An 18,584-nucleotide genomic window follows, 5' to 3' on the forward strand; every position below is an offset into this window, starting at 1 on the left:
GGATCAACCCCGATGCCAGCCAGGTGCTCTCGGTGTTCGATTTCGACGGCACCCTGACCCGCCATGACAGCTTCGTACCCTTTCTCAGGTTTGCCTTCGGCCACCGCCAGTTCAACCGGCGGTTACTCGGCCTGGCCCTGCCCAGCCTGAGGTTCCTGATACGCCGGGTCGATCGCGACCAGCTCAAGGCGCAACTGATCAGCACCTTCCTCACAGGCGTCGAGGCCGCCTGGCTCCAGCAGCGGGCAGAAGCTTTCTGCCAGCAGGCCTGGAGCCGACTGATGCGCCCGGCGGGCCTGCAGGCGGTGGCCCAGGAGCTGCACTCAGGCGCCCTGGTAACCCTGTGCTCTGCCTCCCCGGCCCTGGTCCTGCAACCTTTCGCCACACGCCTGGGGATCAGCTTGATCGGCACCGAACTGGAGGTGGTCGACGGCATACTGAGCGGGCGTATCACCGGCAACAATTGCCGTTGCCAGAACAAGGTCCTGCGCCTGGAAAGCGTCTACGGTCCGCTGAACCAGTATCGGCTCCGGGCCTGGGGCGATACCCGCGGCGACCGTGAGCTGCTGGCTGCAGCCCAGGACGCCCACTGGCGGCACTTTCACCCTTCCTGGCGGCGCGGGCAGCGAGCACGCTGAGACGCCGGCCAGCCTGCGGGCGATTACGCCCTGGCAGCCACCAGCCAGAATCTGCTGGATACCCAGAACCTGGCCGCCGCACAGCAACCCGCCGCACCCGCGGCATCGAACCAGGCGCCAGGGCTCAGTCAGCCGTAGCCCCCAGGCGCTGGCGCATGCTGGCACTGGCCGCGGGCCCGGCTTGCACCGTGCACGCCTGCAATGCCACCAACCGGCCGCTGGCGACCTCCGCCATCACAGGCTGTACCGCAAGCCCGGTTTCCCGCTCGACAAGTTGCACGCTCTCACCTTCGGGAGCGTAGTGACGATTGCCCCAGGCCACGAAAGCCATGAGCACCACGCGAAAGTCCTCGCCCTTGGCCGTGGGCACATATTGATAGCGCAGAGGGCGCTGGCTGTAGGCCTCACGCACGAGCAACCCATCCTCCACCAGGGAATTGAGACGCCGGGTCAGCATGTTCGGGGCGATCTCCAGGCTGCGGGCAAACTCGTCGAAGCGCCGCAAGCCATGCAAGGCATCGCGCATGATCAAGATGCTCCACCACTCCCCCACCCGCTCCAGGCCTCGGGCGATCGGACACTCGGCTTCAATCAGACTCTTTCGTTGCATGGCTGGCTCCTGCACTGCACCTCGGTAATTATGGATTCGGATGTTACTTTCATAATGATAGTATCGTCCACGTTTCGTTGTTCCCCAATCACGTACGCTGAAGGAGCAGGATCCGCATGAGCAAACGCATCGTAGTCACCGGCATGGGCGCAATCACGCCACTGGGTTGTGGAGTCGAACAGGTATGGCGGCGCCTGCTGGCAGGCCAGTCCGGCATCCGCTCGTTACCGGAAGAACTCATCGGCGAGCTGTCGACCACCATCGGCGGCCAGGTGCCCGACTCGCTCCAGGACACGGAGGCCGGCTTCGACCCGGACCAACTGCTGGCCCCCAAGGAACAGCGCAAGATGGATCGCTTCATCCTCTTCGCCCTGGCCGCGGCCGAGGAGGCCCTGGCCCAGGCCGGCTGGAAGCCGGATACGGCAGAAGCCCAGGAACGCACGGCCACCATCATCGCCTCCGGGGTGGGCGGCTTCCCGGCCATCGCCGAAGCGGTACGCACCACCGACAGCAAGGGCCCGCGCCGCCTGTCGCCGTTCACCATTCCCTCGTTCCTGAGCAACATGGCCGCCGGGCACGTGTCGATCCGCCATGGTCTAAAGGGCCCCCTGGGCGCGCCGGTGACCGCCTGTGCCGCCGGGGTCCAGGCGATTGGCGATGCCGCGCGGATGATCCGCGCCGGGGAAATCGACATCGCTGTGTGTGGCGGTGCAGAGGCGGCCATCCACCGGGTCAGCCTGGGCGGCTTCGCCGCAGCCCGCGCCTTGTCCAGCGAATTCAACGACACCCCGGAACGCGCTTCCCGTCCGTTCGACCAGGCTCGGGATGGTTTTGTCATGGGTGAAGGCGCCGGCCTGCTGGTCATCGAGGAACTGGAACATGCCCTGGCCCGCGGCGCCCGGCCCATCGCCGAGCTGGTGGGCTACGGCACCAGCGCCGACGCCTACCACATGACGGCCGGCCCGGAAGACGGCGACGGCGCCCGTCGCGCCATGCAGCAGGCCCTGCGCCAGGCCGGTATCCAGGCATCCCAGGTGCAGCACCTCAATGCCCACGCCACCTCCACCCCCGTGGGTGACAAAGGCGAGCTGGCTGCTATCAGAACGGTGTTCGGCACCGACAGTGGACTGGCCATCAGCGCCACCAAATCCGCCACTGGCCACCTGCTGGGTGCGGCCGGAGGAATCGAGGCGATCTTCACCATCCTCGCCCTGCGCGATCAGATCGCCCCGGCCACCCTCAACCTGGAAAACCCGGACAGCGCCGCCGCAGGGCTGGACCTGGTCAGGGGGCAGGCTCGCCAACTGGCCATGCAATACGCACTGTCCAATGGCTTCGGCTTTGGCGGGGTGAATGCCAGCGTGCTGTTCAAGCGCTGGGAATAGCCCTTCGGGCCAGGGCTCCCTGCCGGGGTTTGAGTTGCGATTGGCTGAAACCCCGGCAGCCCCATCAGTTCAACACGTCATTCAGCACTTCGTAGATGACCCCGCTGGCAATGGCCACCAGGATCAGGTCCGTACCGGCCTGCCGCCACTCATACCCCTCATAGCGTGGCAGTTGCCCGAGCAGCCGGCTGTCCAGCTTCTTGGCGATGCCTGGTGGAAGGGGCTTGCCACGGGCCAGGTTCTTCTGGATACCGGGCGGCAACGCCGGTCCCGGGCTCCAGTAATCACGGTGCTCACCCAAGATGCCGAGCACGTTGCCACGATCGATGCTCGGGCCATGGCTCCAATCGTCAGCAGCAGGTTTCTTGCCCTTGCCGTGGCCCTCCCGGTTGCCCTGGCCACGATCATCCTGGGCGCCCTGCTTGGAATGGCCTTGCCCCTTGCCCCCGCCCGGATCGGCCAGCACCAGGGGGGAAGCCACAGCCAGGAACAGGCAGGCAAGAACGGTAACAAGCGGACGCAATGTGTGCATGGTGGTTCTCCTCAGGCAGCGATTGCCAGAATCAACTCTAGACGGCCTTTCTATCCTGGTGTCGCCCCCGCCCCTGAGCACGGATCGGCCCGCCCACTCACCTGACCGTTCAGCCCAGCTGAACCTCGAAAATCAAAGGCTGCAACTGTGCTGGTATTCAAAGGGAAACATCAGCGTATCCACCACCCCGGAGAAAGGCGCATCCAGTGCCAGAAACGGCCAGAGCACGCCGTTGTTTTCCTTTGCCAGCGCCCAGTCCATGCGCACGCCGATATAGGGACAGGTGTAGGGAGTGGTTCGGGTCATCAATGCCGTGCACCCGCTCAGCCCCAGGGTCAGCACCAGCCACAACAGACTTCGCAACACGTAACGTCCTTATTACTTGCATCGGCAAGCACCATGGGTGCTGCATGACCAACGCTTCAGAGATCGAGATCAAGCCTTGTAGTCGCAATGGATCTGCAGGCTTTCGGTAGGGTTGCGATGAATCTGAAAACCGCACTGCCCCAGGGTGGCCTTGACCTCCTCCACTACCGCCGCGTAACGCGCCTTGCGTTGTTCCTGGCGGGCCGGCGAGGTAAACACACCCAAGGGCAGAAAGCGCAAGCGCTTGCCATCGAGGACGATAGACAGGTCGACATGAGTGCCGTCCACGTCATGGCCATTGGAGCCGAAAATATCCTCCAGCTCCTGCTTTCGCCGCGGGTAACACAGGCAGAAAAGCCGGATGCCCAGCCAGCGCGACAGGGTTCTGAAAAACCCCAGGCAACTGCTGTTGGGTTCGTAACCCCGGGTTACCAGCAGTTGCACGGAGCGAGGCAATCTCGACTGGACATCAAGCAGTTGGGCGAAGACCCGGGCATCTATCGAGACCTCTGAAGATGGCCAGCGTGGCCCTATCCTCAAGCCTTGGTGATCACCCTTTTTCAAAATCAGCATGCAGATCAAATCTGGTTTCCAGGCGGACCAGAATGGTACACAGAGCGGCCCCTGAGCGCTGGAAAATCGCCGTACAAAAAACCCGCTCACCGGCGCAAATCCCCCCTTTTCTCCCCGTGACAGCCCACCGACGGTTTAGTTAAACTGCTAGTGGCTCATAGCCATTACCCTTCATCACAGTGACCGCAGGGGCTGTATGTACGACTTAACGAATCTGGTCATTGTCGATAGCCGCTTCGGCTTGAACGTCTTGCAGGTCACCGCGGACCTGGTTGCCGGCGCACTGGAAGAACTGCTGCAAAATTGCGCAAGCGGCGCGAACATCACCCAGAAACTGGATTACTCCATCCTGAGCATCTACCAGGACAAGCTTGAAGCGGCCATCCGCGATATGAGCCTCCCGGTCCTCCCCATGCTCAGTGCTGCCGACAGCCTTTGCTGACAAGCCGCCAACAGGGGATGGCCGGGCTGAGGTTTCCTGGCAACGCCTGAGCAAACCCTTTACATTGCCCGCCGCCCCCCCCTCTTGATTAAGGACAGATCAACATGAAGCTTGTTTACGCCCTCTCACTTGCAGCGCTGGCCCTGGTTGGATGCGACAAGAAACCCGAGCCGGTGGCAACCGGCCAGGCAGGCGCTGCCGCCCAGTGCTTCAAGGACACCGATTGCAAGGGTGATCGGATCTGCGAGACCGGCAAGTGTGTATCGCCACAGGCGGCTCCTGCCCTCGGCGAGCGCCCCGCTCCGACAGTCGCCACCCAACCGGCACCAGAAGCGCCCCGGGTCAGCTACGTACCACTGATCATCAGCGGCGACGACATCGGTGGCGTATTCACCACCAGCACCCGCGAAATGGGCGGTTCGGCCATCAACTATGTATCCCGCGCCGGTGTCGTCAACGTGATGGACTACGTGGTTGAAGACCCGGACCTCACAGGATACGTCGCCGTCGAGAAAGCCTATGCCTTCGGTGGCAAGTATCTGCTGGTGGTCTCCACCGGAGAAGGTGGCGCCAGCTGCCCCGCCACCACCTACGCCTTCACCTTTGACAGTGCCTCGGAATCGGTGACCGGCAAGATGGAAATCAACAACTGCTCGGAGCTGGTCGAAAGCCTGGCCGATGGCAACAAGCTGATCGTCAAGAAAGAAGACGTGCAGCACGTTTTCTACAATGGCGATGTGAAGTAGGACCTGCACGGCTGGCTGGCCAACCTGGTGCGCTGAGAGGGCTGCTCGCCCCCTCTCAGCGCCGGAGCGCGTACGTCAGCCAGCACTCGCTTTCGATAGCGAGCGACCTGTTACAGACATCACCCTGGGAATGTTCAGGAAATTCCCGCATGGGCAGCCCATTTCGTCATGTCTTGAAGGGATATGTTCCCACCACAGACGACAAGGCCAATAACCGCGTCGGCAGGCAGCCTGGGCGCGGTGGCAATGACCGCGGGCACAAGCGCGCCAGAAGCCAGCTCAACCCATTGCCTTGCCCCTTGCGCAAAGGACAGCATGCCCTTGATCGCCTCTTCGTCAGGGACCACAACCATGTCTTCGACATAGTGGCGAGCGTGGGCAAACATCAGCTCGTCGATAATCGGAACGCCAAGGGTGGAGACGATCGAACTGACGTCGATATCCACCGGCCTGCCCGCCTGCAAGGCCTGGCTCATGGAGTGTGCGCCGGCGGTCTCTACGCCCCAGACCCGGATCCCGGGCTTGATTGCCTTCAAGGCCGTGGCCACCCCCGCCAGCATCGCCCCGCCGCCGATCGCGACAAACACGTCGGTCAGGGACGGGCAGTCGGCAATGAACTCAAGGGCCAGTGTTCCATGCCCCTCGGCAATCAGCGTGTCGGCGCAATCGTCGATCACCACATAGCCCTCTGCCTCCAGGGTCTTGGCCCGGGCAAAGGCAGCATGCACATCCGCTTCGACAATGACCGTACTGCCGGAGGCGCGAATGCGCTCGACCGACGAAGACGGCGCGCTCTCGGGCATGATCACCGTCACCCTGGCGCCGAAGCGCTTGGCCGCCTCGCCGATGGCAATGCCGAAGTTACCCCCACTGACGGCGACGAAGTGGCTATCGCTCAGGCCCTCCTGTAACGCCGAGAACTTGTTGAGTACCCCGCGGGCCTTGAATGAACCACCGGCCTGCAGGTTTTCAAGCTTGAGAAAGACAGGTCGTTCAACCATGCCTGCCAGCATTGAACTTTCCACCGTCGGCGTACGAACTACCGATCCATCTATCCGCTGCGCTGCTGCAACGATGGATTTGAAATCAATCAGCTGAGTCATCTGGGGCCAATATCCTTGGTCTGAATGTGTGCAGGACTCCCAACGTCCGTGCCTGGCCAGCGTCGCCAGCCGCGATGAACGCTACAGGACAAACCGGGGAATGCGCCACCTATTCAAGAGTTATGGACAGCCGATGAGCAACCTGGAGTAGCTCATGGATCATCGCTGCAAAAACAGCGTCGCCCAGTGGTAGGCTAGCGGCCCTCCACCACCAGGAAGCCTTCCCAGTGACGCCCATCATCTGCGCCAACGAGTTCGACATCTGTGTTTCCATGCCTGACTTCGTCACCTGGGCGCAGGACGAGCCTGTTCCCAACGCCGATCTGGCGGCGGCATTGAACACCCTGGGAATCGCTCTCGACATTCGCAAGCTGTACACCAGCTACTTCGACGAAACCCCGGTTGGCGCTGGCGACGTCCACATTTATCCGGGTACCGAAAGTGCAAGCCTACTGGTCATCGATCTCTACCGAGACCCCACCGACCAACTGGATATCGTCAGTATTTCGTTGAAGATAGAACCTCTGTTGCTGCCCTTGGCCCTGCCTCATCTACGAGGTTTTTTTGATGCTGCCGAGTGCCAGGTCGCCTTCAGGCAGTCCAGCCATTCACAGCAGTTGCGCGCGCTGATCGATGAAACCCGATACCCCGCCCCAGCCGATGAAAACGGCTATCGGCAGCAGCTGATTGCCCATCTTTGAAGAACCGGCCACAGGCCCTTCGGCACCTGCCGATCAAGCCCAAGGCAGAAGCAGGCCCGACCTGGGCCGGGCCTGCCATTGGCAACTAGCTCAAGGGCATTCGCAGGTGGACGGACCGAATACCGGGCCGCTGCACGGATCTTCGGACGGGCCGAACACCGGGCAAGAAGCCTGGGCCGTCAGGGTGAAGCCCCACAGCAGCAATACCGCCAACATCACTTTTTTCATTTGCGACCTCCTGGTCAGTCATCCAGTCACCCATGCCCCCTGACGAGGGCACGGACATTCATCAAGGGCATTCGCAGACCGTAGGCCCGAGCACCGGGCCAGCGCACGGATCCTCTCCCGGCCCCAGCACCGCGCAGTCGGCTTGCGCCGTCAGCGAAAACATCCACAGCAGCAGCGAAGCCGCCAGCATTTTCCTTTTCAACCTGACCTCCTTGGTCGAGACCTCGATAGTGTTCTGTGCCCTGCTCCGTCACCAGAGGCGGACACAGGCCCCCTGTATGGCATGACGCAGGCTCAGTCCGCGCGCCCTGCCGCCGGGCCCGAGACAGCAAAGACCACTGCCGGCGATTGCGCCAGTGTGGCGTGTTGTCGCGCCTGTATGGCCGGCGCAAATCAGCGCACGGCGGCTCTTCAGCACAATCTTGCGCTGGCCATGCCGATATTTTTCAGATTATCTTTTGCCGAAAATCCAGGAACACAAGGAATCTGTGTCATGCCTTCACTCAAGCTCGTATGCCTTGCCCTCACGGTTCTGACCATCAGCGCCTGTGCCATCCCAACAGCCAAGAACGAACCCAACGACGTCGAGATCGCCGCCCAGAAACTGGTGGGGCAGCCGGCCAAGAATGCGTTTCAACTGTTCGGCAGGCCCGACCAGGGCATGGGGCCTTCTTCCTACGGCAGTGGAGGTTTCTACCTGTGGAACCGAGTGCAGACCCATACCACGCCAGAGAAGGTCTTCGTGCAGACCGGCGTCGAGTACGTCGGCCAGAAGGAGACCTGGGTAGGCATTGGCGGTGGCGGAGTCGGCGGCATGATGCCGGTGGGGAGCGAAGCGGTCTATCGCAAGACCGGGTATGAGGAAAACCGGACAGTGCTCGATTACTTCTGCAGCATCACCCTGTACACCGATAGCCAGAACATCATCACCGATGCCAGCGTAATCGACTGCAACAGCAAGAAGTGATCGGGTGATCCAGCTAAACAGGGCCGCCCCCCAGTCTTGTGCAACCAGGGTTCACCCCGGGTGGCCGGCCTGCCCCCCCCTTAGCTGATATCATTCGGCAACTTACCCGCCGAGTCGCACACATGAATCGCCGCAAGAAAATCAACCAACTGCTGAAGGCCAACGCCAAGAAGGCCAGCGCCAAACTGGCACCGAAGAAGAAGTGCACCTACATCAGCAAGGCCGATCGCTTGAAGCTGGCGGCTGAAGCCGCTCAAGACCCGGTCATCGCACCCGAAAGCTGATCCAGCCCCCCCAACTGCCTTGGCCGCCGTAGCACACTGCCCCCCTCCCTGAGCGGCCCTGGCCTTTACCTGAATTCACCCTGCCCCCTCAAGCCTGAGCGCTCCGTCGACCTCCTGTGGCCTGCCCTGGGATAGCTGCCCGCCGCAGTTTCCGCGGCCCTGCTCGATAGCAGCAATACGCCATTAGCACATTTGCCCTAATCGACCCACGACGCCCGGCGCACCTATATTTCTACCCTTGAGCGGCCCACCTGCTGCCACGAACAAAAAACTCGAGGAGCGCCCTCTGGTCATGGCAGCCACTCACCAGAGTTCGCCCTGCCCATCGCCCGATACAGCCCCTGAGCTTGGCCACTCACTGTCTTGCCAACGGACTGAGTTGATTTTTCTTCACCCGCAAGCACCGCCTCCAGGTGCCCACCACAGCAAAGGATTGTTGCCCTATGCTCACCTCCCTCAGACCCTGGCTGCCCGCCTTGCTGCTGTGCAGCCCGCTGGCTGCACAAGCGGAAAGTGCCCCGGCCGGCGACTTCTGGATGATTCATCACCAGGGCAGCCTCAACAAGAACGAAGCCTTCATCGTCGACGGTGAACCTTCCAACATCTTCCTGCGCAAGGGCGGTGTCCGTTCGCTGGGCGTCTATCAGCTCTACGAAGAAGGCGGCAAGCCAACGATGACCGCGTATGACGTCGAAGTCGACTGCGCGAAGAACCGGGTGCGCCTGAACGGCGCGCAGAACTACAGCAAGTTCTTCAACGACTTGCGCCCGAAGAAGGTTTCCACTCAATGGCAAAAGCAGCCCGAGCCCTGGATAGCCCAGACCCGGGACTTCCTCTGTCATCCGGAGCAGCGCCAGGCGAAGCAGATGTATCCGCTCGGCAAGATGCCTACCTCGCAGATGATTTCGGCCGCTCCGGGGCTGTTCCAGTTAATGAATCACGAGCACACCAAGACGGCCATCCTGAAGATCGTCGACCAGGCATTCGATCAGATGCCCGCCAAATGAACGCACTATTTATGGAGAACGTGCGATGAAAAGACTGCTCGCACTGGGAATAGCCGCCATCCTGCTCAGCGGATGCTCGGCCATTCCGACCCTGCCCGAAGCCCAGGCTCGCAACTACTGGAAGAACCGCCCGGTTGGCGAGGCGATCGAGCACTTTGGCGTCCCCAACCAAGTCGCCACCGCCCCCGAAAAGGACTGGGTGGTACTGATCTATAAACGCGACACCTCGTACACCTCACGCGAAGCGCTCGGCACCTACACCGGCCCACAGAATGGCCAACTGGTACACGCTGAATACTGGGGCGACGTGACCAACTCAGCCAGCTGCGAAATTCGCGTCGCCATCAACCGCGCCAGGCAAGTGGACTACCTGCTGACTCGAGGCCGATGCGCCGGCATAAAGCTCAAGCCAGAAGCCTGACCCTCCACGACCTCGACCCGGGTGGCCAGAGCCACGCCGGGCCAGAGGTCCGGGTTTGACAGAGGCAGACTCTGAAGTGAAGAGAAGCTGCGGCCACACCGATAATGACCCAGGCAGGGTCCAACGTACCGCTCACCGGCTACCCTTCGAAAAGCGTTGTTCGCATTGGCCGTCTTATCGGGCACGACACGAGCACACTCATCACTGCTTGAGCAAATCACTCGGTTTCCAGCTCTGGTCAAAGAATGCTTGCTTGGGCCCGTAAAGCCGCACGATCACCAGGAAGCCCTTGTCCGGTACGGTCTTGATCCAGTTCTTGCCCTCGCCCGGAGATTTCGGGCCAAAGTAGATATCGGTGGAGCCGTCGCTGTTCTGCACCGGCTTATCCATCTGATTGAGAGACGGGAACGGCTGGCCGTTGTCCAGGCCCGAGGCGGTCAGGTTGTCGTAGGCGGTCACCGACCAGAACAACGCCGCAGGTACATTTGCCGGCAGGTTGAGCTTGTAGGTCTGGGCACCGTCGAGGAACTTGCCGTCGGCATCACGGGTGGTCGCGGGATACTTGGCACCGGCACCGACCATGTTCATGACCATGCCGGGGCTGTCCGAGTAGGCCGAAGTGAAGAACGCCACCCGCTGCTCAAGATTGGTGAAGCTGCCACTGGACTGAAACTCGGTGTTCTCCCCGGCGAAGGTATTCACGTATTGCCGATCTTTGTAGTACAAGCCGCCCGGTTCCTTGAGCAGCAAATGGCTGGTCACCACCTTGCTCATCTTGAACGCGGTGCGCGCCGCTTCATCGAGCAATTTGCGCCGTTGCGCATCCGGAGCGAAGGGCTTGCCCTTCTCGATGCCCAAGGTGTGCAGGAAGCCACGCATGTCCATGTCTGCCGGGTCCACCGCTTCGGCGTCAATGAAGCGCGACAGCATGTCGAAATAGCGACCATCCTCGGGAAATAGCATGTTGATCGGTGCGCCGGTGGCATCGGGGAATTGCATCGGCAGCGCCTCATCCTTTTTGCCCAGCGGATAGATCTTGGTGCGCTCGACTTCAGCCACCGGCACGCTGAGGTCTTTCGGATCCTTGAAAAAGGTGCGCCAGAACAGGAACACGTTGTTGGTGCGCGAACGATAGACGTATCCCTCGGTCGGCTCCGGCCCCTTGTAGTCCGGCGGCAACAGCACGTAGGTGCCGCCCTTGCCCTTGTCAGGGCCGGCCAGGCCGACGTCACCGCGCCAGGTCTTGCCGTCGATGGTCGGGCCAACGATCGGGCGCTGGAAAAAATCGTCGAACATGCCCTGTACACCGGGAGGTGCTTCGACCACCAGTGGGCCGTACTTCTGCAGGTCCAGATAACTCATGGCGTAGACCAGATCGGAGTTCGGCGTGGTCACCAGCGTCTTGGCATTGATGCGTTTTTTCCAGGTGGGCAGGATGTTGTAGCCGGCGCCGAACTCTTTCTCCGAAGCCTCCTTCATCGACCAGATGTTGATCGCCGGCAAGGCCCACAGGTACGACTGCACGGCGCGCTGGAACACCAGCTCATCGATCAGGGTGCGTGCAGCTGTCTCAGTCGGGAAGCCCTTTTCAAAGGGCTGGTTGGCCAGTTCCTCATAACGCGTCGCAGCATTGGCCAGGCCGCTCAGGGTAATGGCTGCGGCCAGGGCCGTCAGGGAAGTGCGCAAACGGTTCATGGGCTGTCCTTATGAAACGCAGTTGGAAAATCGGTTCAGTTGACCTTGACCACCGCCGGTGGTGTCCACTGGCCGTTCATCGCAGCGGCTTCCGGCCAGTAGGCGCGAACGTATAGCGAGAAGTCGGCGCCCTGGGGCGCGGGGAGCCAGTTGCTTTCCTTGTCCGCGCCCGGCGAGTCGCTTTGCACATAGAGTGTCAGCGAGCCATCGGCATTGCTCTTGAGCGCTTTGTTCTTGGTGCCGAGGGAATAGCGTCCCAACGGGTTTTCGGCGAAGAAATGCTGTTGGTTGTACAGCGTCAACGACCAGAAGCCCTTGACCGGCGGCAGCGCACCTTTGGGGAAGGTCACGCTATAGCGCTGGGCGCCATTGAGCCGAGCACCGGTCTCGTCCAGGTCCTGGTAGAAATACTTGGTCTCGATCTGCTTGTTGACGAAGATATTCGACCGGGCGACTGCCGTGCGCAGGAAGTAATCGGTACCAAACGCCGCGCCGTTGCTGATGGTGCTCCAGTGATGCGGCAATTGCTGGCCGTAGTTGCGAAACTGCAACAGCGGCTTGACCACCTCGCTGTCAGCCTTTTGCGCTTCGTCGATCATGGCTTTTTTCAGCTCGGGGTCGCGCTGGGCGATTTGCGCCAGCACCGCCAATTGCGCATAGCGCGCCTCTTCACCCGGTAGCGGCCTGGCGTCCTTGAGAATCGCCGGCAGTTCATCAAAGAACTTTTCCGGGAGCACCCAGCGGGTCTCCTCGTCTCCCGATGCCTCGGCAGGGAATTTCGGCGACTTGCTCCAGTCACGCTGCTTGAGTTTGCCGTCGTACTTGGACAGCGGGTACATATCGATGCCTGACAGATAGGGCTGAATGGCCTTGCGATCTTCGGCGGTATCGTCCTGGAATACCCGCGGGATCACGAAACCGGTGTTGGTCTTTGCGCGAAACACCTGGGCAATGCCTTCCGGTACCTTGCCGTTCCAGTCCGGCCCCACCAGTAGATAGAAGCCCGGCTTGGTACCGTACATCTTGCCCAGTTCGGCGAAGCTGTCGGAGCGCAGGTCCACCAGTTGATACACCCAGAAACGGTCGCCGAAGTCCGGCACCTGAATCACCACAGGCTCGATATCCAGGGCAATGCTGCCCGCACCGTAGACCACATCCTGGTTCGGGCAGGCCACCAGCCGCTCGCCAGGGGAAATGTAATCGGTGAGCATCGACAGATGGTTGATCGGTGCTACGGGCACGATACCGCCCATCAGTCCCGGCTCCGGCAGGTCCTTGAACTTCTGCCGACGGTTGAAGATATTGGCCATCGGCCAACCCCAGAAATACGCTTCCCGCGCCATCATCCGTACGTAAGATTGCGTTACCTTCACATCGGCTTCAGGCCCGGAGACCTGCGCCATCGGCGAGGTTTGCGCCTGCACAAGCATCGCGGCGAGCATCACTGACGTAGCAATCAAGCCACTGATGAATACGGGGGCTTTCTTCATGCGGCTGCTTCCTTGCTTGAGTGTTTTTTTGGCGAGCGAATCTTTTGCGGCAAGATTGATCGTTGAAAAAAACTAGCAGAGGATCCGGGTTCTGCCAGAGAAACGGACAGCAATTCGGCCCCTCCCTGCCTCTACCTGCGCAGGTCGTTATGGGCCTGCGAAGTCGAATTCGCACAGCGTTCAGAGTTCGATATGTGAGGTGAATCACAGCGTATTCTTGCTCTTTGCGCATGCCATCGGACCGGCCTTCCTAAATATTGCGCTCTACCCTCAAACCATTAATATTGCTGTTCAACATCCCCTGCCAACGCCCATCAAGGATTGATACATGAAACTGTTCCGGCAGCGCTCTGCCCTACCCGCCGCGTTGCTCCTCGCTCTTTCCCTCTCCGGTTGCGTCTCCGATCTCGATTCGGGTGCCTACGGCAGCATGGACGATCCGCGCTACGCGCAGCTGTTGGACCAGGTAGACGCAGCACTCAAGGCGAACATGGCGGTGGTGCTGGTGGCGGACGTGATGCCGCACAAGTCGCTGAGCGATGCGCTGACCATGACTCAATGGACGCCGACGGTGATCTGGGAATACGAGAAGGATCCGAAGGTGACCTTCGGCCGCAAGTTCCAGACCAACGCGCTGCAGAGGCCGCCTGGTGAAACCTATCTGTTCAAGGCCTTCGAGGTGCACATCCTGCCACCAGGCAAATACTTGCTGACCGGCGGCGACGACTACCAGATCCACGGCTTGCTCGACCAGGTCGGCGCCCGCAGCGGCCCACCCGGTTCGGGCCATGGCGCCAACGGGACCGCCTACCTGTCCCCCGAGCTGTACCGCGAGTACTACAGGGAAGAGGTCTGGAAGGACGCGACCTATGGCAGCGAGACCAAGACCGAAGGTGTCTGTACCGCCGTGCTCAGGGCTTCGGGTGCCTGCGTGAGCTGGGGTGAACAGCAATATACCCAGACGACGGCGCTCTCCCCGGGCGGCTATTACCAACAGACCGATTCTCGCGACGTTCCCGCGATCAAGGTCCAGGCACGCCTGCCGGTCGACAAGGCGCTTGCCAGTTTCACCATCCAGGGCGGCCAATTGCTGCTGGCCCCACGCATGCACCTGAAGACCCCTGGCTACAAGTACCAGCAGTCGAAGTGCCGGGCGATCGACCCGAAGAAAATCGAGTGCCCTCTCGACAACCTGACCGTCTATACCTGGCCGGCGCCCATGAGCTTTACGCAGAATCTCATCGAGCAGCGCAACCTGAGCGAGAAGCACCGGCAGTTGCTGTCCAGGCTCCAGCCCATGCAAATCACGCCGCTGGGCAAGCAAGGCATGGAAGATCCCATCTGGGGCGTGCCGTTGTCATTGGCCAAGTAAGACAAGTCCGGGGGTATGGGCGTCTCATCGAATACCGTGTCGAGCATGCGCTCGGGGGCCTGTTTGCCTGAATTCGGCACGCCCCCGGTGCAGGCCCTGCCACCCCGATGGGGCCGACTGCCCACTTGCCCCTCCTGGCAATTGGAATACTGCGATGAATAAACGTGTCCCCGCCCTGATTTTCTCATCCGCCTTGCTGGCCGCATGCGGCCCCAACAAAATTGTCTACGACCTGCCTTCACCCAGCGGGAAATATCATGTGCAAGTACGCCAGTGCCCTCAAAGCGGATCCATCACATGGAGCGAGAAGCTCCAGGTCTCGGTACTGGAATCCGGCGTATCGGCAGCCTGCCAATCTGCGGTGCAAGCCTTGGCTCAGTTCGACGCCAATGAGGCCGCAAGCCAGCTCCAGCTCGAATGGATTTCAGATACTGAACTCAGGGCCTGGCTGCCAGGCTTCAACCTCGACTACGGGCCATCATCGGCAACCTACAAACACGACAATCCGGTCAAGGTGACTTTCTCGCCCAAATAATGAGCGCTGGGTTTGCGAGGTATCGACTTACATCGAACGCTTCTCTACCCAACGTCGATATTGGCGGGTGCGAAAGGCCATGGCGAGTTGTTGCAGCACCAGCGCACGCAACGGCGACACGCTCGGATCGGTTTTTTTGGCCCGGCTGAGTTTGCGTAATTGATACTTGACCACCGCCATATTGGCCAAGGCCGCAATGGCCTTGTTTTTCCAGGTGATCGGCGGCAGTTGCGGCGTACTGTCTTTGCCCAGCAGCCAATCACGGGGCAGGTGCGGATCGATGGCCAACGCCGTGCCGATCCCCACCATGTCCACGCCACTCTGGACGACCATTTCAGCGATCGGACGTCGCCGCACTCCCCCGGTGACCATGACCGGCATCCTGGCGACGGTGCGGATGTCACGTGCAAACTCAACGAAATAGGCCTCGCGCGCCAGGGTACGACCGTCACGGGCTTCGCCCTGCATGGCCGGCGCCTCGTAGCTGCCGCCTGACAACTCAACCAGATCCACCCCCAGCTCGTTGAGCAGTTCAACCACCTTCCGGGCATCGTCGGCGGTGAAGCCTCCCAGTTGAAAATCGGCAGAGTTGAGTTTGACCGCCACCGCAAAATCGGCAGACACCACGGACCGTACCGCCTTGACGATTTCCAGCAGCAGGCGCGCGCGGTTTTCCAGGGAACCGCCCCATTCATCGGTTCTTTGATTGGTCAGCGGCGAGAGGAACTGACTCAGCAGATAGCCGTGTGCGGCGTGGATCTCCACACCAGTGAACCCGGCCTGCTCACCCAGACGCGCGGTACGGGCGAAACGCTGGATGACATCATCGATCACACTCGCAGTCATCGCGTGAGGCGTTGCGAAACGTTTGGACATCTTGCCCAGGTCCAGCGGTATGGCCGAGGGTGCCCAGGTTTTCTGCCCGAGGTTTGCTTGCATCTGGCGGCCAGGGTGGTTGATCTGCAACCAGAACTGCGCGCCGCCGGAACGGCCAATCCGCGCCCAGCGCTTGAACTTGTCCAGTTGCTGCTCATTTTCCAGCACCACACCGCCGGGCCCGGTCATGGCACGGCCATCGACCATCACGTTGCCGGTGATGATCAGGCCCGCGCCACCCTCGGCCCAGGCCTGATACAGGCGCATCAGTTCTTCGGAAGGTGCCTGGTCGGCATCGGCCATATTCTCTTCCATGGCGGCCTTGGCGATACGGTTCTTGATGGTCGAACCGTTGGGAAGCATCAGGGTATCGAACACATTCATGGGGGTAGCCCTCAGTGGAGATGGAGCCACCTTAAGATTGAAGTGAACTTGAAGGTCAATAGCCTTTTTGCAACTTCACCCAAGAATCTTTACTCGATGTTCAAGGCACCCGAGCCGGGCAGCTTGGTCACCAGATCAGCCCCCAGCAGCTTGGCAGGCGTATAGGCACCGCCCGTCGGACGCACCTGCAACAGATGACTAACCACACTCAAGGCGGCATGAATCGTCAGGCTGTAGACGTTGGTGGTATGCACCCGCGCGACCTTGCGATCGCCCCGAGCGTTACGGGCCTCGCCCCACACATAGGTGCCTTGGTCGGCACGCTTTTGTTCGTCCGGACCCACCACTGTCTTGCCGATGCGCTCCTTGAGCAGCTTCTGTACCCAGGGCCACCCCAGCAACGGGCGGATGAGGTTGGCGAATCTGGCACCGCGGATCATGCCGGCAGAGCCCGGTATGAACACTTCGATATTGGGTATGCCGGTGGTGTGATAGGCCGTCGAGATATCGCCCCAGGGAATAGTCATCGAAAGTTTCTCACCGGCGCCGAAGTCGATACGCCGTACCCGATACGCCAGCGGCACCGAGACGATCCTACCGTCACGACGGACCTTGCCGCCCTGCGCCATGCCCTCGATGGAGGTCTTGGCAGTACCGGGCGAAAAGCTGGAACGGGAATCGAAGCCCAATGCCAGATGCGTGGCATCCGGCAGCGCGTCTTTCAGTGCGGCGGCGACACAATCGGTCGGGACTACGTCGAAGCCGACGCCGGGGCAAATGACCACCCCCGCGGCTCGCGCCCGCTCATTCAGGGATTGGGCATGTTCGAATACGGCGATCTCGCCGGTAATGTCCAGGTAGTGCGCACTGGCCCTCAGGCAGGCTTCGATCATCGGTGCCGCGGTGGCTGAAAACGGCCCCGCGCAATGCAGCACCAATCCAAGCCCCTTGACCTGCGCAAGCAAGCGCGCATCGTCATCCAGCCCGAACACCCGGGCTTCAAGGCCCAGCTCCCGGGCCAAGGCTTCGACCTTGTCGCGATTGCGCCCGGCCAGCACCGGCCTGAGCCCGCGCTTGACGGCGTCGCGAGCGATCAACTCGCCGGTATAGCCATTGGCGCCATAGATCATCCATTTCATCTGCGTATCCAGGTTGTCTTGCTGACTCATGCGTTGCTCCAGACTGGATTGATAACGTGCGTTATTGCCTTGCCCCTTGCGCATCAGACGCTAGCGTTAAAGTCAGGTTGAGGGTCAAGCAGAAGTACGAGCGCATCCGCAAAAATTATTTGCCATCGCGGGGTTGACCTTAAAGCCAGGTTTAAGGTGAGCATGCGCCGAACTGCTCACCTGATGAAGCCGGAATGATGATCAAGCTCCTTGTTTCCTGTGTATTGATATTGATAGGTGGTGCTTTCATGACAAGTGCAAATGCTCAGCCGAACTCCTCGATAGCAGGTTCCAGGGAGCACCAGATACTGGTGATCATGACCAACCACGCCAGCTACCCCTCACGCAGCGATACCACCGGGTTGTGGCTGACGGAGCTGACACACTTCACCGATGTGGTGGAAGCTGCCGGCTACACCACAGTATTTGCCAGCCCCAAAGGGGGCGCGGTGCCTCTGGACGAGCGGAGCCTGGGGTGGTTGTACATGGACAAGGCCGCCCGGCGGCATTTGCAGTCCGCAACCTTTCGCGCTCGGCTGCAGAACACGTTGCCGATCGCTGACGTGGACCCTTCCCGCTTCAGCGCCATTTATTTCACCGGGGGCCACGGGGTCATGTGGGATTTTCCCAACAACCCAGATCTGCGGCGCGTGGCCGAAACCATCTACAACCAGGGCGGCATCGTCTCAGCCGTGTGCCATGGCGTAGCGGGTCTCCTGGATCTGAAAGATGACCAGGGCCGGTTGATCATCAAAGGCAGAAACATCACCGGATTCTCCGATCGCGAAGAGTGGCTATCGGGAATGAAAAGCCAGGTGCCCTTCTTCCTTGAGGACCGGCTCGTAAGCCAGGGCGCGCGTTACCACAAGGGCTGGCTGCCGTTCACCTCATTTGCCCTGACTGATGGAAGGCTGGTGACCGGCCAGAACCCGCAATCGCCCCGGGCCGTAGCTGAAGCCGTGACCGCCGCGCTCTGCGCGAGCGACGTAACTCGCTGCCCCCCTGGGTCGATCCCGGCCCCTTGAAAAAGAGCGACTGAAACTCGCAACCGAGCTTTCGA

General features: G+C 61.0%; 23 protein-coding genes. 12 read left to right on the plus strand and 11 right to left on the minus strand.

Features of this window, described 5'->3' with window-relative positions; genetic code table 11:
• Window positions 1-2: 2 nt before the first annotated feature.
• Window positions 3-638: an HAD family hydrolase gene (locus A9971_RS00270; protein ID WP_183001961.1), complete on the plus strand. Its 636-nt coding sequence runs from the start codon at window positions 3-5 to the stop codon at window positions 636-638.
• A 124-nt stretch (window positions 639-762) separates the two neighbouring features.
• On the opposite strand, the gene A9971_RS00275 is transcribed toward A9971_RS00270, so the two are convergent.
• Window positions 763-1,248: a helix-turn-helix domain-containing protein gene (locus A9971_RS00275; protein ID WP_011061714.1), complete on the minus strand. Its 486-nt coding sequence runs from the start codon at window positions 1,246-1,248 to the stop codon at window positions 763-765.
• Window positions 1,249-1,364: 116 nt separating this feature from the next.
• Here A9971_RS00275 and fabF point away from each other — a divergent pair, with 116 nt between their 5' ends.
• Window positions 1,365-2,633 carry a beta-ketoacyl-ACP synthase II gene (gene fabF, locus A9971_RS00280; protein ID WP_183001709.1) on the plus strand — a complete coding sequence of 423 codons (1,269 nt, stop codon included), beginning with the start codon at window positions 1,365-1,367 and terminating at the stop codon, window positions 2,631-2,633.
• Window positions 2,634-2,697: 64 nt separating this feature from the next.
• Here the strand turns inward: fabF and A9971_RS00285 are convergent, their stop codons facing one another.
• The 3 genes from A9971_RS00285 to A9971_RS00295 all read right to left on the minus strand — a co-directional run bounded on the left by A9971_RS00285 (window position 2,698) and on the right by A9971_RS00295 (window position 3,975).
• Window positions 2,698-3,165, minus strand: a complete 468-nt coding sequence (locus tag A9971_RS00285) for an anti-virulence regulator CigR family protein (protein ID WP_183001710.1) — start codon at window positions 3,163-3,165, stop codon at window positions 2,698-2,700.
• Window positions 3,166-3,297: 132 nt separating this feature from the next.
• Window positions 3,298-3,531 (minus strand): YceK/YidQ family lipoprotein, encoded by a 234-nt coding sequence (locus A9971_RS00290; protein ID WP_011061717.1) that lies wholly within the window; start codon window positions 3,529-3,531, stop codon window positions 3,298-3,300.
• Between the two features lie 69 nt (window positions 3,532-3,600).
• On the minus strand, window positions 3,601-3,975 hold the full coding sequence (locus tag A9971_RS00295) for a hypothetical protein (RefSeq protein ID WP_283992280.1): 375 nt from the start codon (window positions 3,973-3,975) through the stop codon (window positions 3,601-3,603).
• Between the two features lie 325 nt (window positions 3,976-4,300).
• On the opposite strand from A9971_RS00295, the gene A9971_RS00300 reads away from it, so the two are divergent.
• Window positions 4,301-4,546 (plus strand): hypothetical protein, encoded by a 246-nt coding sequence (locus A9971_RS00300; protein ID WP_011061719.1) that lies wholly within the window; start codon window positions 4,301-4,303, stop codon window positions 4,544-4,546.
• Window positions 4,547-4,650: 104 nt separating this feature from the next.
• A complete protein-coding gene (locus A9971_RS00305; protein ID WP_015635915.1) occupies window positions 4,651-5,292 on the plus strand; it encodes a hypothetical protein in 642 nt (213 codons plus the stop codon).
• Between the two features lie 134 nt (window positions 5,293-5,426).
• Here the strand turns inward: A9971_RS00305 and A9971_RS00310 are convergent, their stop codons facing one another.
• The gene (locus tag A9971_RS00310; protein ID WP_183001711.1) at window positions 5,427-6,395 is read right to left on the minus strand and encodes a threonine/serine dehydratase; all 969 of its coding nucleotides are present in this window, start codon (window positions 6,393-6,395) and stop codon (window positions 5,427-5,429) included.
• A 227-nt stretch (window positions 6,396-6,622) separates the two neighbouring features.
• Between A9971_RS00310 and A9971_RS00315 the strand changes: the two genes are divergently transcribed.
• Window positions 6,623-7,096 (plus strand): hypothetical protein, encoded by a 474-nt coding sequence (locus A9971_RS00315; RefSeq protein ID WP_015635917.1) that lies wholly within the window; start codon window positions 6,623-6,625, stop codon window positions 7,094-7,096.
• Between the two features lie 90 nt (window positions 7,097-7,186).
• Here A9971_RS00315 and A9971_RS00320 read toward each other — a convergent pair whose 3' ends face one another.
• A complete protein-coding gene (locus A9971_RS00320; protein WP_011061723.1) occupies window positions 7,187-7,324 on the minus strand; it encodes a hypothetical protein in 138 nt (45 codons plus the stop codon).
• 61 nt (window positions 7,325-7,385) lie between these two features.
• Window positions 7,386-7,526 carry a hypothetical protein gene (locus A9971_RS00325; protein WP_003083582.1) on the minus strand — a complete coding sequence of 47 codons (141 nt, stop codon included), beginning with the start codon at window positions 7,524-7,526 and terminating at the stop codon, window positions 7,386-7,388.
• A gap of 291 nt (window positions 7,527-7,817) precedes the next feature.
• On the opposite strand from A9971_RS00325, the gene A9971_RS00330 reads away from it, so the two are divergent.
• The 4 genes from A9971_RS00330 to A9971_RS00345 all read left to right on the plus strand — a co-directional run bounded on the left by A9971_RS00330 (window position 7,818) and on the right by A9971_RS00345 (window position 10,003).
• The gene (locus A9971_RS00330; protein WP_041774285.1) at window positions 7,818-8,291 is read left to right on the plus strand and encodes a hypothetical protein; all 474 of its coding nucleotides are present in this window, start codon (window positions 7,818-7,820) and stop codon (window positions 8,289-8,291) included.
• Window positions 8,292-8,413: 122 nt separating this feature from the next.
• Window positions 8,414-8,575, plus strand: a complete 162-nt coding sequence (locus A9971_RS00335) for a DUF2986 domain-containing protein (protein ID WP_072450119.1) — start codon at window positions 8,414-8,416, stop codon at window positions 8,573-8,575.
• A 443-nt stretch (window positions 8,576-9,018) separates the two neighbouring features.
• Window positions 9,019-9,582 carry a hypothetical protein gene (locus A9971_RS00340; protein WP_011061726.1) on the plus strand — a complete coding sequence of 188 codons (564 nt, stop codon included), beginning with the start codon at window positions 9,019-9,021 and terminating at the stop codon, window positions 9,580-9,582.
• Between the two features lie 25 nt (window positions 9,583-9,607).
• Entirely contained in the window at window positions 9,608-10,003 is a 396-nt protein-coding gene (locus A9971_RS00345; RefSeq protein ID WP_011061727.1) for a hypothetical protein, read from the plus strand.
• Window positions 10,004-10,204: 201 nt separating this feature from the next.
• Here A9971_RS00345 and A9971_RS00350 read toward each other — a convergent pair whose 3' ends face one another.
• Window positions 10,205-11,698 (minus strand): DUF1254 domain-containing protein, encoded by a 1,494-nt coding sequence (locus tag A9971_RS00350; protein ID WP_072441539.1) that lies wholly within the window; start codon window positions 11,696-11,698, stop codon window positions 10,205-10,207.
• Between the two features lie 35 nt (window positions 11,699-11,733).
• Window positions 11,734-13,188, minus strand: coding sequence for a DUF1254 domain-containing protein (locus tag A9971_RS00355; protein ID WP_077934280.1), 1,455 nt, complete (start codon window positions 13,186-13,188; stop codon window positions 11,734-11,736).
• A gap of 328 nt (window positions 13,189-13,516) precedes the next feature.
• Between A9971_RS00355 and A9971_RS00360 the strand changes: the two genes are divergently transcribed.
• Window positions 13,517-14,560: a hypothetical protein gene (locus A9971_RS00360; RefSeq protein WP_011061732.1), complete on the plus strand. Its 1,044-nt coding sequence runs from the start codon at window positions 13,517-13,519 to the stop codon at window positions 14,558-14,560.
• Between the two features lie 154 nt (window positions 14,561-14,714).
• The gene (locus tag A9971_RS00365) at window positions 14,715-15,095 is read left to right on the plus strand and encodes a hypothetical protein (RefSeq protein ID WP_011061733.1); all 381 of its coding nucleotides are present in this window, start codon (window positions 14,715-14,717) and stop codon (window positions 15,093-15,095) included.
• Window positions 15,096-15,122: 27 nt separating this feature from the next.
• On the opposite strand, the gene A9971_RS00370 is transcribed toward A9971_RS00365, so the two are convergent.
• Complete coding sequence (locus A9971_RS00370) at window positions 15,123-16,355, minus strand: NADH:flavin oxidoreductase/NADH oxidase family protein (protein WP_183001712.1); 1,233 nt, start codon at window positions 16,353-16,355, stop codon at window positions 15,123-15,125.
• 89 nt (window positions 16,356-16,444) lie between these two features.
• Entirely contained in the window at window positions 16,445-17,524 is a 1,080-nt protein-coding gene (locus A9971_RS00375; protein WP_183001713.1) for a trans-acting enoyl reductase family protein, read from the minus strand.
• A gap of 194 nt (window positions 17,525-17,718) precedes the next feature.
• Here A9971_RS00375 and A9971_RS00380 point away from each other — a divergent pair, with 194 nt between their 5' ends.
• A complete protein-coding gene (locus tag A9971_RS00380; protein ID WP_183001714.1) occupies window positions 17,719-18,549 on the plus strand; it encodes a type 1 glutamine amidotransferase domain-containing protein in 831 nt (276 codons plus the stop codon).
• Window positions 18,550-18,584 lie beyond the last annotated feature (35 nt).

This window comes from Pseudomonas sp. UME65 (assembly GCF_014170225.1).
Lineage (GTDB): Bacteria > Pseudomonadota > Gammaproteobacteria > Pseudomonadales > Pseudomonadaceae > Aquipseudomonas > Aquipseudomonas protegens.